The organism is Vibrio furnissii CIP 102972 (assembly GCF_000176175.1).
GTDB classification, from domain to species: Bacteria; Pseudomonadota; Gammaproteobacteria; order Enterobacterales; family Vibrionaceae; genus Vibrio; species Vibrio furnissii.
In genome coordinates this window covers 1-16058 of sequence record NZ_ACZP01000020.1, presented here as the reverse complement: position 1 = coordinate 16058, position 16058 = coordinate 1, and the positions used below count along the sequence as shown (strand labels likewise).

Genomic DNA, 16058 nt, shown 5'->3' with positions numbered 1-16058 from the left:
TTTGTTGTGGCTATTATAGGGTTTCAATATGCAACTGCCAGCGTTTGCAGCCAAATGTATGATTCAGTTATCGTTCAGCAAGTTTGACTTGGGTTGGCTTGACGTTCTCGCTGGGGTAGCAGCCCAGCACTTTGAGGTGGCGCGTGAGGCGCGTCAATTCGATCAGTGCTTGCTGCATGTTTTCTGAATCCAGATGAGCGGAGAGATCGACGTAAAACATCTCTTCCCACGGATTGCCCATGATTGGGCGGGATTCCAGCTTGGTCATGTTGATGCCAAGGCGTTGCAGCACAAGGAGTGTGGAGACCAAGGAGCCTGCTTCTTGCGATGTGGACATGATCAGCGTGGTTTTGGCCGGGATTTGCGCCGAGACTTCAACCGGTTTGCGCGCGACAACAATAAAGCGAGTGTGGTTTTCGGTTTGGTTGGCGATGTTACCTTGAATCGCTTGCAGGCCATAGAGTTTGCCGCTGGATGCGTTGCCAATCGCAGCGACGTCAGTGCGGTTGAGCTCTTGTACTTTTTTCATGGCATCTGCGGTGCTGGCGCACGTTTCCAGTTTCACCCCTTTGAGACGGCCCAAAAATTCACTGCACTGCTGATGTGGCTGCGGGTGCGAATACAGCACTTTGAGATCTTCTAGACGAATGTCTTTTGTCGCAACCAAGCAGTGTTCAATCGGCTGTGTGATTTCACCCACGATATACAGCGTGGTGTGTTGTAGTAGGTCGTACACCTCATTGATGGAGCCGGAGCTGGTGTTTTCGATTGGCAGCACGCCATAATCGGCATGGCCAGATTCCACCGTGCGGGTGACTTCTTTGAATTGATCGCAGTTGAGTTCAATGAGTTCGGTATTTTTACGGCTGAAATACTCACGGGTAGCCAGATGAGAGTAGGAGCCTTTCGAGCCAAGAAACGCCACACGCGCCAACGGTTTGCGACTTTGTGGGTTAGCCAGATTCTGTAAGTAAGCCTGCTGCAGGAGAACCGAGTCTTCAATGATGGTGTGAAAGAGCTTGGTGATGTACTGGGCATCAAGTTGGTATTTGTCTTTGCCCGCGTGGATCAATTTGACAAGCAGTTGCTGCTCACGTGCAGCGTCACGCACGGGTTTGGAGGTTTCGACTTTGCTTTTGGCCACTTCAATGCTGAGTTTACGGCGTTCTGAAAGCAGGCTCAGCAGTTGGTCATCAAGTTCATTTAAGCGCAATCGAATCTCTTCGAGCGAGTATTGTCTGTCTGTCATGTAAATTATCCTTATAAAAAAGCCTCCCGTTGGGAGGCTTTCTGTTCGTTTTTGACTTATCTTCCGTAAACGAGCACGCCTCCAAGGTTATTGGAGAAAAAAGAAGTCAAAAAAGAACAGGGAATGAAGTGTCATGTTTTTCCGAGGAAAATGTTGATTGATAAGCCAACACAATAAGCAAGCGGGGTGGGAGCGTCAAGCAAAAAAATAGCGCCCGAAGGCGCTATTCTGGAAACCGTATCTTTTACTCTTCCACTTCTTCTTCCAGCTCAGGTTTGTCCGTACGACGGGCCTCTGGTTTGTGACGAAGTTTATTCAGTTGACGCTCTAGTTTTTGTTCTACCTCATTCACAGCGGCATACAGATCTTCGTGGATAGCGGAGGCAACTAATTGTCCTTTTGGAATGCTGACGGTTGCTTCGAATTTTTTCTGTTTGTTTGGTTCCTCACTGAAACTTGCCTGACATCCGATGATGTCCACCTGCCATTTTTCCAGCTTTTTGAATTTGCTCTCAATGTGATTGCGGATTGCAGAGGTGATTTCGATGTTTTTACCAGTGATGTTCATTTGCATAGTGCTTTTTCCTCTGTTGCATCCCTTGTGGGTTAACTTCAGATTACTCATCCCAAACTAAAAGAATGTGATTCAGATCAATTTACGCGTGTGTGTTTTTGGCTTTGAAACCAAACGTGATCTTCCGCAAAGAGTCGTGAAACAGACGAGCGAAAAAGCTTGAGATTCTGATGAAGTTGGCTAAATTGGAAGAGTAATTGACTGAAAATCTTCCCATTTTTAGGGCATTTCCTCGGCCCATTAAATCCTCCTGTATGTTTCCTGAGCAACTTTTTTTGTGAACTTGATCGTCAATTAGGGCGCCATCGGTGCGTTGTCGGTCACTTCATCCAAATTTGCGCTTTGATTTTCGACCTTAGCACGCTGCAAGGCATCCAGTTGTTTGTACACCACGTAATAACGACTGATGTTTGAGACGTAGCGAATCGGCTCTTTGCCAATGTTGCGCCGCGTGATCACTTCAACATGTTTAAACCAGACGTTGGGATTAAAGCCGTGTTTTTGGGCCAAGCGCCGCATTCGGTTGATGCTCGCCGGGCCAGCATTGTAGGCTGCGAGGGCAAAGTACACTTGATCATCGGGGCTGATGTGTGGATCGGTGAAATAACGGTCCTTGATAAAGCGCATGTACTTGATGCCAGCATGAATGTTGTTGTCGACTTGATCGATGTGAGGAATGTTGACGTTTGGATCTTGAGCGGTAGTCGGCAGCACTTGCATGATGCCGATGGCCCCTTTGGGCGATATTTTGCGTTGATCGAGGCCAGATTCCTGAAACGCTTGTGCCGCCATCATCAAATCTTCGAATGCGTACTGATTCGAATAATGAGTAAAGATTTGCCTCAGTTGCGCGAGCTTGGCGAGTTTTTGTGGGTTGAGCGCTTTGGTCAGCCAGCGTGTGTCATCAATGTATTTGCTATAAATGACGTTACCCAGCAAGGTGCCCGATTTGACGGTTTTCAGATATTGGTTGATGAGCGTTTTCAGCTTCGGGCTCTCTTTTCGCAGCGCCCAAGCGATTTGGCCATTTTCCCGCAGCGGAAGTTCGCTGTGTACCTGAATATTTTCCATCACATGCTGCCATAGCTCGGCTTTGTGGCTGTCGAGCACCGTGGCGGCAACATGGCCGGCATTGACCATTTCCAGCAGCTCATAGTCTTGCAGTGCTTCATCAATAAAATGCACCTCAACGAGCGGACGGTTCATCGCGCGCAATGTGGCGTTGACGGCTTGAATGCTGTCCCAATAACTGGAACTTTCACGCAGCCAAATTTGGCGTCCACTTAATTGTTCAAGGGTGCTGATCGGCGCTGCGGCTTTGCTGGTGATGACAAATTCTTGCAGATCTTTGGTCAAGGGGGCGCTGAAATCGACTTGCTGGAGCCGATGAGGTGTGATGGTTAAATTGGCGACCGCGAGATCAGCAAAGCCGCGTTCAACGCTGAGGATGAGTTCATCACGCAGCACGGGAATGATCTGTACATGCACATACGGCGATTGCTTTTTCAAGTATTGCTCAAAATGGTACAGCAGTTCGGCGCCAATCCCTTTGGGGCGACCGCCTTCCACGTAATAAAACCCTAAATCGGCTGAAACTACGACACGCAGGGTGCCTTTGTCTTTCAAGACAGGCCAATCTCCGGTGTAGGGTTTGGCGCTTAATGGGGAGAGTTCCAAACTGTGGGCTGGCCAACCAAGGCAATATGCCAAGGCGAACAGTGCCATGTTCAATAAACGCAAAATGCCGCTCCTTTTGCATTTTAGATCGGCTTTAAGTGTATGAACGAACGGCAAAAACGGCAACGTTCGTCCACAAAAAAAGCCACTGCAAGCAGTGGCTTTTTCTCATGATGTCGAGGATTACTCTGGGTTGAGTTCCATCAGTTGCTGAGTACGGGCGATGGAGTCTTTTAGCCCCAGCTCCTTGTATGCCTGCAACTGAATTTTGAGCGATTTACGTGCTGCTTCAGTATCAGGATAGGTTTTTTGCAATTCCTGAGTGCGGTTGATGGCCGCAATCCAGGCTTCACGGCGCAGGTAGAAATCTGCGGTGGCTAAGTCGTAGTCGGCGAGGCGGTTTTTCAGCGCAAACATGCGGCGCTGCGCGTCTTCGGCGTACGAACTATTGGGGTAACGTTGCAGCAGGCGTTTGAAATCGGCAAAGGCTGCTTTCACTGGCTCTGGATCGCGGTCACTGCGATCGACGTTGAACAGGTCGTGCATAAAGTTACGGTCTTGCGCCATGTGCGATAAACCGCGCATGTACAGCACCCAGTCCATTTTCTCGTGGGTGGGGTTGAGTCGCATAAACCGTTCAATGGTCGCGAGACCCAGCGCGAGATCATCGTTTTTGTAGTAAGCGTAAATCAGATCCAATTGAACTTGCTCGGAGTAAGCACCAAACGGGTAGCGGGAATCCAAAGCTTCAAGCTTTTCAATCGCCGTCATCCAGTTACCGCCTTGCAGCGAGGTTTGGGCTTCGGTGTACAACTGTGCCGGCGGGACGTCCGGAACAATCTCTTTATTACTGGAACAGCCAGCCAGAAGAGATAACGCGAGTAAGCCTGATAAAGTTTGGTATTTCATGTCAGGAGTGAGTTCCTTGCAATTAAAGCTTATACACTTGGAGCGTCGGCGCTCCGCAAAACGTTTCGTTACTTTCTTGGCAGTAACAGATACAATGGCGCCATATTTTTCCACACTAGTGGCTATTAGTCTCACGGTTTTTAAAAAAGTTCGATATGGCTCAGCAGATTGAATTAACTCAAACAGTAAAAGAAAGCCAGCTTGGTCAGCGTTTAGACCAAGCTGTGGCTGAATTATTTACCGATTTTTCCCGTTCACGCCTGAAAGAATGGTTGTTGGAAGGCAAAGTCATGGTCAACGGTAACGTGGTGACCAAACCTCGCACCAAAGTGATGGGCGGTGAAGCGATCACGGTTCAGGCGGAACTGGAAGATGAACAACGCTGGGAAGCTCAAGATATTCCATTGAATATCGTTTATGAAGATGACGACATTATCGTGATCAACAAACCGCGAGACTTGGTGGTGCATCCGGGTGCTGGTACGCCAGATGGTACCGTGCTCAACGCATTGCTGTTCCATTTTCCACCGATTGCTGAAGTGCCACGTGCGGGTATCGTGCATCGTCTGGATAAAGATACCACGGGCTTGATGGTGGTGGCGAAGACGGTGCCGGCGCAAACGCGTTTAGTGCGTGAACTGCAAAAACGAAACATTACCCGTGAATACGAAGCGATCGCGATCGGTAAAATGACGGCGGGCGGTATGATTGATAAGCCGATTGGCCGTCACTCCACCAAACGTACACTGATGGCGGTGAGCCCGCTGGGTAAACCGGCAGTCACTCACTACCGTGTGGCGGAACATTTCCGCGAGCACACGCGAATTCGCCTGCGTCTGGAAACCGGTCGTACGCACCAGATTCGTGTTCACATGGCGTATTTGCAACACCCACTGTTGGGCGACACTGCCTACGGCGGCCGTGCGCGCATTCCTAAAGGGGCGACGCAAGAGCTGACGGACATGATTCGTGGTTTCGATCGTCAGGCGCTGCACGCAGTCATGCTGCGTTTTGAACATCCTATCACCGGTGAACCGTTGGAATTCCACGCGCCAGTGCCGGATGACATGGTTGAAATGACCGAAGCGTTGCGTGAAGACGCTCAACTGAACCATTCAGAAGAGTATTGATCGATGAGTTGGATTATCCCACGCTGGCCTGCACCGGTTTCGGTGAAGGCGCTCTCTTCAACCCGAGTTGGCGGTTTTTCTCTGCCGCCTTACGATGGGTTGAATGTGGGCATGCACGTTGGGGATGATCCACATCGGGTTGAGCGCAATCGCTATTGGTTGCAGCAGCAAGCAGGTATGCCCAGCGCGCCGATATGGCTCAATCAAACACACTCCACCGTGGTCGTGGAAGTAGACGCGCCGACGGCTCAAGTGTTGGATGCGGATGGTGTTTGGACTCAAGCGCCGAACGTGGTGTGCTCTGCAATGACCGCCGATTGTTTGCCTGTGTTGATCGCCAACACCCAAGGGACAAAAGTCGCTGCGGTGCACGCGGGGTGGCGCGGCTTGTCTGCGGGCATTGTCGAACAGGCGCTGACACAGTTTGCCAACGATGATGTGGTGGTGTGGTTGGGGCCGGCCATTGGCCCGCAAGCGTTTGAAGTGGGTGATGATGTACTGGCTGCGTTCAGTGCGCATGATGACCACGCGCATCTCGCGTTTAAACCCGGTCATCAAACGGGAAAATGGTGGGCTGACATGAATCACCTGACGCGTTTGCGTCTGCGTCAGCTGGGCATTGACGCTGTGTTCGACAACGGTCTGTGTACCTATCAACAGGCTGATCAGTTTTATTCTTACCGCCGCGATGGCGTGACCGGCCGTCAGGCCAGCTTTATCTGGATTGAAGCAAATTAAACCCGATAAAGTTAATGGTCTTCACTTGAAAATTTCCCCCTGCGTAACCATCTTTCTTAACGTTGTTAGTTTATCTCAGACGAGGTTAGGAAGGTTGTTATGCGTCTTGACAGATTTACCAGTAAATTTCAAATAGCGATTTCCGACGCTCAGTCACTCGCGCTCGGGCGAGATCATCAATACATCGAACCCGTGCACCTGATGGTAGCGTTGCTTGATCAAAACGGCAGTCCAATTCGTCCTTTGTTGACGATGTTGGATGTGGATGCGATGCAACTGCGCTCAAAGCTGGGGGAGATGTTAGATCGTCTGCCTAAAGTGAGCGGCATTGGTGGCGACGTGCAGCTCTCCAGTGGGTTGGGGACGCTGTTTAACCTGTGTGACAAGGTGGCGCAAAAGCGTCAGGATGCCTACATCTCGTCTGAAATTTACCTATTGGCGGCATTGGAAGACAAAGGTCCTTTGGGCCAGTTGCTGAAAGATTTCGGTTTGACCGAGAAAAAAGTGACCGCGGCGATCGAAAAGATCCGTGGTGGTCAAAAGGTCAATGATCCGAATGCGGAAGAGCTGCGCCAAGCGCTGGAAAAATTCACCATCGATCTGACCGAACGGGCTGAACAAGGCAAACTGGATCCAGTGATTGGGCGTGACGATGAAATTCGTCGTACCATTCAAGTGCTGCAGCGTCGTACCAAAAATAACCCGGTCATTATTGGTGAGCCGGGCGTCGGTAAAACCGCCATTGTGGAAGGTCTTGCGCAGCGCATCATTAATAACGAAGTGCCGGAAGGCCTGCGTGGTCGCCGTGTGCTGTCTTTGGACATGGGCGCGCTGGTTGCAGGGGCGAAATACCGCGGTGAGTTTGAAGAGCGCTTGAAATCTGTTCTAAATGAACTGGCGAAAGAAGAAGGCAACATCATTCTGTTCATCGACGAACTGCACACCATGGTGGGCGCAGGGAAAGGTGAAGGTTCGATGGATGCCGGTAACATGCTCAAACCTGCTTTGGCACGTGGTGAACTGCACTGCGTCGGCGCGACCACACTGGATGAATATCGTCAGTACATCGAAAAAGATCCGGCGCTGGAACGTCGTTTCCAAAAAGTGCTGGTGGATGAACCGAGCGTGGAAGATACCGTGGCGATTTTGCGGGGCTTGAAAGAGCGTTATGAGCTGCACCACCACGTTGAAATTACCGACCCAGCCATCGTGGCGGCGGCAACGTTGTCGCATCGTTATGTGTCTGATCGTCAGTTGCCCGATAAAGCCATCGACTTGATTGATGAAGCGGCCTCTAGCATTCGTATGCAGATGGACTCCAAACCGGAAGCGCTCGATAAGCTGGAACGTAAGATCATTCAACTGAAAATCGAGCAGCAAGCGCTGAGCAATGAACACGATGAAGCGAGTGAAAAACGTCTCAACATCCTCAATGAAGAGTTGCAGGAAAAAGAGCGGGACTACGCTGAGCTGGAAGAAGTGTGGAATGCGGAAAAAGCTGCGTTGTCAGGCACTCAACACATCAAATCCGAACTGGAACAAGCGCGTTTGGATCTCGAAGTAGCGCGTCGTGCCGGCGATTTAAGCCGCATGTCTGAGTTGCAATACGGCCGCATTCCTGAGCTGGAAAAACAACTCGACTTGGCCGCGCAAGCAGAAATGCAAGAGATGACGCTGCTGCGTAACAAAGTTACCGATGCTGAGATTGCCGAAGTGCTTTCTAAACAGACCGGTATTCCTGTGGCCAAAATGCTCGAAGCAGAAAAAGAAAAACTGCTGCGCATGGAAGACGTGTTGCACCAACGTGTGATTGGTCAGGTTGAAGCGGTGGAAGTGGTTGCGAACGCGATTCGTCGTAGCCGTGCGGGCCTGTCGGATCCAAACCGTCCAATTGGTTCGTTCCTGTTCTTAGGTCCAACTGGTGTGGGTAAAACCGAACTGTGTAAAACCCTCGCCAACTTCATGTTTGACAGTGAAGATGCCATGGTGCGGATTGATATGTCGGAGTTCATGGAGAAACACTCTGTGGCTCGTTTGGTCGGTGCGCCTCCAGGTTACGTGGGTTATGAAGAGGGCGGTTATCTGACCGAAGCGGTGCGCCGTAAACCGTACTCCGTGATTTTGCTGGATGAGGTGGAAAAAGCGCATCCGGATGTGTTCAACATTCTGTTGCAGGTGCTGGATGATGGCCGTTTAACCGATGGTCAGGGTCGCACGGTTGATTTTCGCAATACGGTGGTGATCATGACATCGAACCTCGGTTCGTCACGCATTCAGGAAAACTTTGCGTCACTGGATTACCAGGGCATCAAAGAGCAGGTGATGGAAGTGGTGAGTAAACATTTCCGCCCTGAGTTCCTCAACCGTGTGGATGAAACCGTGGTCTTCCACCCACTGGGTCGTGAACACATTAAATCCATCGCATCGATTCAGTTGGAACGCCTGCGTAAACGTCTGCTGGAAAAAGACTTCGAACTGCAAGTCAGCGACGAAGCGTTGGATCTGATTGCGCAAGTGGGCTTCGATCCGGTATACGGTGCGCGTCCATTGAAACGGGCAATTCAACAAAATGTGGAAAACCCATTGGCGAAATCAATTCTGGCGGGAACATTCCTGCCGGGGACGCCAATCAAACTCGATGTGAACGATGGCAACATCACCGCATCGCAATAATTGATCGTAAGAGTAAAAGCCACGCATTTGCGTGGCTTTTTTTTGCAGTGCGCTCACCATAACAGAGGCCTGTGGTGCCTTGGTTCGGTGAAGCGGATTAAGCGAAATTAGCGTTGAGGCGCATCTTTAAATAATCCTGCGCGGTGATGGGAGGATAGGTTTGTTTCGGGCCTTGAATCACCTGATCGCGGTTCGCCTGACAGAAAAAGGCCATGCTGTAGCGTGAGCCCTGATTTTCCTCGGCGGTTGGCATGCGCACGCGGTGCAAGGTCGATTTCAATTCGTCATCGCTCCAGCGCATCAACATGTCGCCGATATTGCAGGTAATGACACCAGTTTGCGGGGTTACATTGCTCCACACCAAGTTTTGCTGAGCGTCTTTGCCTGCGGCGACTTGCAATCCACCTTGATGCTCCTGTTGAAACACCAAGGTTAAACAATCGAAATCGGTGTGCGCGCCCGCGCGCCAATAATCGCCCTTCGCAGGAATATCACTCATCGGAAAATAGTGCAGCATGCGCAGCGTGCTGAGGTAATGCGCTGAATCACGTTGATGCGCCCGAGTAAAAAAGTCCCGCTCAAAACCTAACTTGTCGGCAAAGCAAGAGAGAATCTTCATCCCTAACTGCCATGCCTGATACTCCATACTCAGTAGGTGTGACTGAAAATTGGCCACCAAATCTTGCTCTGGCCACAACGTATCCATGTGTGGCAGCGTGATTTGATAAGACTCCTTTTGATCCGCCAAACCCGTCGATGGCCGAACTTGCTGACGAAATTCCCAGCCTGCATTGAGCCCCGCTTTGAGCGGAAAGCGTTGCTTTTGCTCAGCTGGCAGTGCAAAGAACTGCTCACTAAGGGCAAATGCCTGATGTATATCGCTGTGTGTGATGCCGTGATTGATCAATTGAAAGAAGCCGACCTCGGTGGCCGCTTGCCACAGTTGTTCGCTGATCGCGTCACGGCGGGTATCAAAATCTGACAAGTCGATGAGTGGAATGGCGCCGAGTTCTGCTTCGGTGCCGCGCCCGCCAAGGGTCGTTTCGAAGTTGAGTTCTTCGAGTGAATAAGCGTGTTGAGTCATTGTTATTTCTCCAATTCAGCATGTGCGTGTGATTGGAGCAATGTCCAGCAATCATCGAGATTGCAGACCGCTTCTACTCCGGGGTTAAGATGAATGATCGCGCTTACCAAGCGCCGTGCTGGACTTGCTCGGCTTCCGCCTCTAAGAGTGGCCCGTGCACTTCTGTTGTGCGCTGGCCGGATTCAAATACGATTCGACACGGTAGCGCTAAGGTTGGGTTTTCCGGATGATTGCCCGTCAAGGCTTTCAAACGAGTTTCGCTCAAGCCATACACGACACGTCCGACGCCAGCCCAGTAAATCGCACCCGCGCACATGGCGCAGGGTTCGGCGGACACATACAGCGTGCATTGGTTGAGAAAATCGGGGCGATACAACTTGCTCGCTTGCGTCATGATCAGCCGCTCGGCGTGTCCGGTCATATCCAAATCAGGCAGATAGCCGTTGATTTGCTCAAGTAAGATCTCGCCGTTGGCATCGACCAGTACGGCAGCAAAAGGGTGAATGCCGCGCGATTTGGCATCTTCTGCCAGCGCAAAACTGTGGCGTAGCCAGCGGTAATCGAGGGTTGGGTTGAGCATGTTATGTCCTTATCGTTGTTTTTCTTCATCACTCAGGCTCCAAGCAAAGTAGCCTTTCTGAATCCAACTGACCGATTTGAATAGCACCATGCTCACCACGGAGAGAAACACCAGTGCCGCAAAAGCTTGGGGGATTTTGAAATACGAAGTGGAGAACTGCACCAAGTAGCCGAGCCCTTTTTCGGCGGCGACAAATTCGGCAATCACCGAGCCGATCACGGCTAACGTGATCGCAACTTTTACGCCGCTGAAAATGTGTGGAATGGCATAAGGCAGGCGAATCTGCCAGATGGTCTTATGGTTGCTGACGTTGAGTGAGCGCGATAACTCAATCAGTTCCGGCGGCGTGGCCAGCATGCCTGTGGTGGCAGACACCACCAGAGGAAAAAAGGTGATCAGGCAGGTGATGGCCAAGCGAGGGGCATCGCCAGTGCCCAAGATCACGATCAGTAGTGGCGCGATGGCGACCACTGGCGTGGACTGAATCACAACCAGCAGCGGGAAGATGGCACGGGTTAAAAACTTAGAATTGACCATCATGATCGCCAGAGGGATGCTGAGTGCGAACGACAGGGCAAAACCAAACAGTGCAATCCTCAGTGTGGCCCAAAGATTGTCGAGCCAGCGTTCGGCGGACACTTGGGTAAATGCCAGCGCGATGTCGGATGGCGCAGGAAGAATAAAGGTTGGCACGGCAAACAGATGGCAGACCCCTTCCCATATCGGGAGGAGCGTGAGCATGGCCAATAACGGCAGCCAGTTCTGCGACCGCTTCGCGAGTAATTTTTTCATAATGAATCCTTAGTGCAGATGGGCTCAAGCAACAGTGCGATGCAGCTGTGTGACTTTCTCAGCATTTGCGGTGGCAGAGTCGTCATGCGGTGGTCGATAAAAATACTCACGAATCCGATTGGTATAGCGCCCGAAATCCGTCTCTTTTAGGGTATTGATGGTGCGTGGGCGTGGCAGGTTTATCGTGATTTCTTCCAGCACCGTGCTGGGGCGAGGTCCCATCACCAGCACTTTATCCGCTAGCAATACCGCTTCCGAAATCGAGTGGGTAATAAAAAGAACGGTTTTGGGTTTTTCCAGCCACAGGCGTTGCAGCTCAAAGCCCATCTCTTCACGGGTTAATGCATCAAGGGCGGAGAACGGTTCATCCATGATCAGAATGTCGGGGTTGAGCAGCAGTGCTCGCGCAATCCCAACCCGTTGCTGCATCCCGCCGGAGAGCTGATTCGGTAGGCTGGTGGCAAACTCACTCAGGCCGACTTTGTCCAAAAGCTCGGTGGCCAATTGGCGATCTTTCGCGCTGACGTGGCCGAATTTATGCTGTAGCGGAAACAGGACGTTATCCAGTACATTTTTCCACGGCAACAGTGTTGGCTTTTGAAAGACGATGCCGATGTCTTCACGCGGCCCCGAGACAGGATGACCAAACACTTGAATGTCACCTTGGGTGGGGTGAATCAACCCGGACAGCAGGCGCAGCAATGTCGATTTACCACACCCGGACGGGCCAACAATGGCGACGAATTCATGTTTATTGATGTCAAAAGTCACGTTATTGAGCACCGTGACCGCGCTGTGTTCACTGGTGTAAGTGTGCCCGATGTGACGAAATGAGACGAATGGCTGCATGATGTGCTCCTTAATAGAAGTCGCGCGAAATGGCGCTTTCCGGATCGAGCTTATCGAGGGCGATGTTCTGCGCTTCTGCGGTCCATTTCCAAGTTTCAGCCAGTCGATTTGGTGTAAAGACGCCGACGCCATCGCGTTCACTGACTTCGTTCAAGACCAATCCACGAATCGAACGGATGGTATCTGCGGCTTGATCGGTGTCGACTTCGGGGACCATTTTGTGCACGTCAGCGGCGCTTTGTTCGGGATTGGCCCACGTATAAGCGACGGCTTTGGCATAAGCGGCGACAAAACGGCGAGCGACATCGGGTTGATTGGCAAGAAAGCGGTCGCTGGCGATGATCGATGAAGAGTAGAACTCCAGTCCGGCGTCATACCAAGGCAGCACGGTGAGTTTTTTCCCCGCCTGTTCAGCTTGCTGCTGGTTTTTTACCGCATCGGTCATCCATGAAATCATGATGTCCGATTGACCGGTGATCAGCATGGGGTTGAGTGCGCCAGGATCGGCTTTGAGCACTTTGACGCTGCTGTCATCAATGCCATTTTTTTTCAGCATCAGTGGTAAAAAAACATTGGCTGATGTGAATGGCGAAGTCACGATGGTTTTGCCCGCGACATCCTTGATGCCGGTGATCGCCGAGTCATCCAAGGCATAAAACGCGTAAGGCGCTTTGCTAAACAGTGAATAAATGGCTTTGACCGGTACGTTGTCATTTGCTTTGGCGACCAGCAATGCCACGATGTCAGAAGAACCGATGTCGGCTGTGCCTGTTGCGACTTTGGTGATCGCATCGGTTGAGCCTTTGCCCTGTAAAATGGTGACATCGAGATTTTGCTCGGCGAAAAAACCTTGCTGCACGGCGACATACACCGGCGCTTTGTCTCCACCGGGTAGCCAGTCGAGCTGAAAGGTGACTTTGTCTGCTGCCCAAGAGCTTGCTGAGGCACACGCCAATGAGAGGGATAGTGTTAGTGTTTTGAGGTGTGAAATAGGTGTCTTCATAGTTACTCCGTGTCTTCCTTGCACTGTCAAAGGCGAGGATGCATCGCCTTTGACGAACTATGAGCAATGTCCCGATGCCATCACGACATCTAACCGCTTCTACTCACGAATGGTGTCTATGACCAGAGCAAGGGGCGTGCCACAGCATTAAACTAATGGCTGAATTGATAACCTTTTATTAACAATCGCTTGTCTGGCCGATGTTTGTTTCAATCGATGCTTGTATACAATGAGCCCTCTGCATGGAGTGATGAGCGGTGTTTGTGCACACCAATTGAGCGTATTTTTCACTGTTATGGTGCAACTTATTCTTTTTTCGTTCGATTTTGCAGGTGTTGAAGCTGGTCTGTGATTTGCATTGTATACAGCTTGGTTGACGTTGAAACAAAGGATGTGAGTAGAAGCGGTCAGGAGGAACGCTCCGGGGCATTGCTCATGAGAACGCCCATCATGGTTTTGGTATTCTTATAAGGAAGTGAGCATGAATTATCTCATCAAACAGGCAAGCGCCATCTATTCCCAGTCTGGTCATCAGGACATCCGCATTCAAGATGGCATTATCACCGAGCTGGGGAGCGACCTGCTGCCTTCTCATCATGAACATGTCGTCGATGCCCGAGGTTGTGTGGTTTATCCCGGTTTCGTGAATACTCATCATCACTTGGCACAATCCGTGTTGAAAGGGATCCCCGCAGGTTTAAATGATGGCCTAGGCGAGTGGCTGGCACATGTTCCGTATCGCTATTGGCCGCAGATCACACCAGAGATTATGTATTGCGCGGCGAAATTGGGTTTCTACGAATTGCTTCGTTCTGGCGTCACAACCTGCGCCGATCATCATTACCTTTATCATGCCAACAGTTCGCAGGAAGTCGAAGATGCGGTCTGGCAAGCCGCTGAAGAGATGGGGATTCGGTTTGTGCTCTGTCGAGGGGGAGCAACGGTCAAAGGCAGCCATAAAGGCTTGGCCAAAGCAGGCGTCGAGCCAGAATCGTTAGAGATGATGTTGGCGCGTTTAGATCATTCGCGCCGGCGCTATCATCAAGATGAACAGAACGCGATGCGACGTCTGGTGGTTGCTCCGACCAGCATTGTGCATTCCTCGACTCCTGATGATCTGAAAATGTTGGCGGAGTATGCGCGCGCTCATCAGCTACGGATGCACTCCCACCTCTTAGAAGTCGAGTTTGATAATCAACAAGCGATGGCTAAATACGGTTGTAGCGCGGTGGAGTTTGCACAACGTTGTGATTGGTTGGGGGAGGATGTGTGGTTTGCTCACTTAGTCAAAGCTACACACGAAGATATTGCCTTGTTAGCGAGCACCCAAACGGGGATTGCGCATTGTCCAACATCCAATTGTCGTTTGGGAAGTGGGATCGCGCCGGTTATCGACATGGCGAAAGCGGGGATGCCGATTTCTATCGGTGTGGATGGATCGGCATCAGCGGAATCGGGGTCAATGCTGCAAGAGCTAAATCTGACTTGGTTATTGCACCGCGCTCAACATGGCGCGGCTGCGACGTCCGTGAACGGTGTCATTGAATGGGCCAGTGCAGGGGGCGCATCAATGGTTGGGTTCGATCATCTTGGGTATATAAAAGAGGGGGCGGTGGCCGATTTGGTTCTCTATGATATTCAGCTGCCTCGCATGGCAGGATGTCACTCTGAGATCAGTGCGCCAGTTGTGTGCGGAGAACCGGCTCAAATTAAAGCCACTTTCATCAATGGTAAACGGGTTTATCAAGCAAGCGATGAAGATGCTTATCAAGAGTTGGTCGCCAATGTTCGTGAATCGGTGCGAGCGCTCAACCGTAAAGTCGCAGTATTAGGCATTTAATTTCGGTCATTTTGTTCACTAAAAATCCACTTTGGCGTTTATTTAGGCGGTCAGTCAGAAAAGCGAAGTTTTTGGCTGATTTGCTATTGCCAAGCGTTTTTTCCTCCCTATAATGCGCATCCGTTGTCAGGCAATTCTGCATAAGAAAGCAAGGCAACACGACGGCAAATTTGATTTCTTAACCTAAAGAAAATTAAATAAAAAAAGTTGTTGACTCGCTAAGTTAACTCGCTAAAATGGCCGTCCGCTTTGAGAAGAAAGTTTCGAAAAGCAAAGCTCTTTAACAATATAAACCTATCAATCTGTGTGGGCACTCGTTGATGATAATCAAAGATGATTCTAAAGAATCAACTTAGGTATCAATGAACTGAGTGACCAATCGATACTTCGGTATCGGCACAGTCAATTCATTATCGTTCTGTTGGAACGATAATAGCTTTGAATTACTAAGGTAATTTGAAGTCAGTATTCATTGAGCCACAAAATCTTAAATTGAAGAGTTTGATCATGGCTCAGATTGAACGCTGGCGGCAGGCCTAACACATGCAAGTCGAGCGGCAGCGACAACATTGAACCTTCGGGGGATTTGTTGGGCGGCGAGCGGCGGACGGGTGAGTAATGCCTGGGAAATTGCCCTGATGTGGGGGATAACCATTGGAAACGATGGCTAATACCGCATGATAGCTTCGGCTCAAAGAGGGGGACCTTCGGGCCTCTCGCGTCAGGATATGCCCAGGTGGGATTAGCTAGTTGGTGAGGTAAGGGCTCACCAAGGCGACGATCCCTAGCTGGTCTGAGAGGATGATCAGCCACACAGGTACCTGAGACACGGTCCAGACTCCTACGGGAGGCAGCAGTGGGGAATATTGCACAATGGGCGCAAGCCTGATGCAGCCATGCCGCGTGTATGAAGAAGGCCTTTGGGTTGTAAAGTACTTTCAGCAGTGAGGAAGGGGATAT

General features: G+C 50.7%; 13 protein-coding genes, 1 rRNA gene and 1 other annotated feature. Of the genes, 5 read left to right on the top strand and 9 right to left on the bottom strand.

Translation table 11 applies throughout. The annotated features are described in order from the left end of the window. Nucleotides 1-67 precede the first annotated feature (67 nt). The 4 genes from pheA to VFA_RS20570 all read right to left on the bottom strand — a co-directional run bounded on the left by pheA (nt 68) and on the right by VFA_RS20570 (nt 4409). Nucleotides 68-1249 (bottom strand): prephenate dehydratase, encoded by a 1182-nt coding sequence (gene pheA / locus VFA_RS20585; RefSeq protein WP_004728835.1) that lies wholly within the window; start codon nt 1247-1249, stop codon nt 68-70. 12 nt (nt 1250-1261) lie between these two features. Then, nucleotides 1262-1382, bottom strand: a sequence feature (Phe leader region). 111 nt (nt 1383-1493) lie between these two features. After that, nucleotides 1494-1823 carry a ribosome hibernation-promoting factor, HPF/YfiA family gene (gene hpf, locus VFA_RS20580; protein ID WP_004728834.1) on the bottom strand — a complete coding sequence of 110 codons (330 nt, stop codon included), beginning with the start codon at nt 1821-1823 and terminating at the stop codon, nt 1494-1496. A 294-nt stretch (nt 1824-2117) separates the two neighbouring features. Then, nucleotides 2118-3563 (bottom strand): MltF family protein, encoded by a 1446-nt coding sequence (locus tag VFA_RS20575; RefSeq protein WP_370447164.1) that lies wholly within the window; start codon nt 3561-3563, stop codon nt 2118-2120. Nucleotides 3564-3683: 120 nt separating this feature from the next. Next, the gene (locus VFA_RS20570) at nt 3684-4409 is read right to left on the bottom strand and encodes an outer membrane protein assembly factor BamD (protein WP_004728830.1); all 726 of its coding nucleotides are present in this window, start codon (nt 4407-4409) and stop codon (nt 3684-3686) included. A gap of 155 nt (nt 4410-4564) precedes the next feature. Here VFA_RS20570 and rluD point away from each other — a divergent pair, with 155 nt between their 5' ends. The 3 genes from rluD to clpB all read left to right on the top strand — a co-directional run bounded on the left by rluD (nt 4565) and on the right by clpB (nt 8950). Continuing rightward, nucleotides 4565-5539, top strand: coding sequence for a 23S rRNA pseudouridine(1911/1915/1917) synthase RluD (rluD, locus tag VFA_RS20565; RefSeq protein ID WP_004728828.1), 975 nt, complete (start codon nt 4565-4567; stop codon nt 5537-5539). Nucleotides 5540-5542: 3 nt separating this feature from the next. Continuing rightward, on the top strand, nt 5543-6277 hold the full coding sequence (gene pgeF / locus VFA_RS20560) for a peptidoglycan editing factor PgeF (protein WP_004728825.1): 735 nt from the start codon (nt 5543-5545) through the stop codon (nt 6275-6277). 99 nt (nt 6278-6376) lie between these two features. Then, on the top strand, nt 6377-8950 hold the full coding sequence (gene clpB / locus VFA_RS20555) for an ATP-dependent chaperone ClpB (protein ID WP_004728823.1): 2574 nt from the start codon (nt 6377-6379) through the stop codon (nt 8948-8950). Between the two features lie 97 nt (nt 8951-9047). Here clpB and VFA_RS20550 read toward each other — a convergent pair whose 3' ends face one another. The 5 genes from VFA_RS20550 to VFA_RS20530 form a co-directional block, all read right to left on the bottom strand. After that, entirely contained in the window at nt 9048-10034 is a 987-nt protein-coding gene (locus VFA_RS20550) for an isopenicillin N synthase family dioxygenase (RefSeq protein ID WP_004728821.1), read from the bottom strand. Between the two features lie 103 nt (nt 10035-10137). Then, nucleotides 10138-10614 (bottom strand): nucleoside deaminase, encoded by a 477-nt coding sequence (locus tag VFA_RS20545; RefSeq protein WP_004728820.1) that lies wholly within the window; start codon nt 10612-10614, stop codon nt 10138-10140. A gap of 9 nt (nt 10615-10623) precedes the next feature. Continuing rightward, nucleotides 10624-11406 carry an ABC transporter permease gene (locus tag VFA_RS20540; protein ID WP_004728818.1) on the bottom strand — a complete coding sequence of 261 codons (783 nt, stop codon included), beginning with the start codon at nt 11404-11406 and terminating at the stop codon, nt 10624-10626. A 24-nt stretch (nt 11407-11430) separates the two neighbouring features. Beyond that, nucleotides 11431-12255, bottom strand: a complete 825-nt coding sequence (locus tag VFA_RS20535; RefSeq protein WP_004728816.1) for an ABC transporter ATP-binding protein — start codon at nt 12253-12255, stop codon at nt 11431-11433. Nucleotides 12256-12265: 10 nt separating this feature from the next. Further along, nucleotides 12266-13258 carry an ABC transporter substrate-binding protein gene (locus VFA_RS20530; protein WP_038152674.1) on the bottom strand — a complete coding sequence of 331 codons (993 nt, stop codon included), beginning with the start codon at nt 13256-13258 and terminating at the stop codon, nt 12266-12268. Nucleotides 13259-13739: 481 nt separating this feature from the next. Here VFA_RS20530 and VFA_RS20525 point away from each other — a divergent pair, with 481 nt between their 5' ends. Next, nucleotides 13740-15098 (top strand): amidohydrolase family protein, encoded by a 1359-nt coding sequence (locus VFA_RS20525; RefSeq protein ID WP_004728812.1) that lies wholly within the window; start codon nt 13740-13742, stop codon nt 15096-15098. A gap of 489 nt (nt 15099-15587) precedes the next feature. After that, nucleotides 15588-16058, top strand: a 16S ribosomal RNA gene (locus VFA_RS20520); the annotation flags it as partial.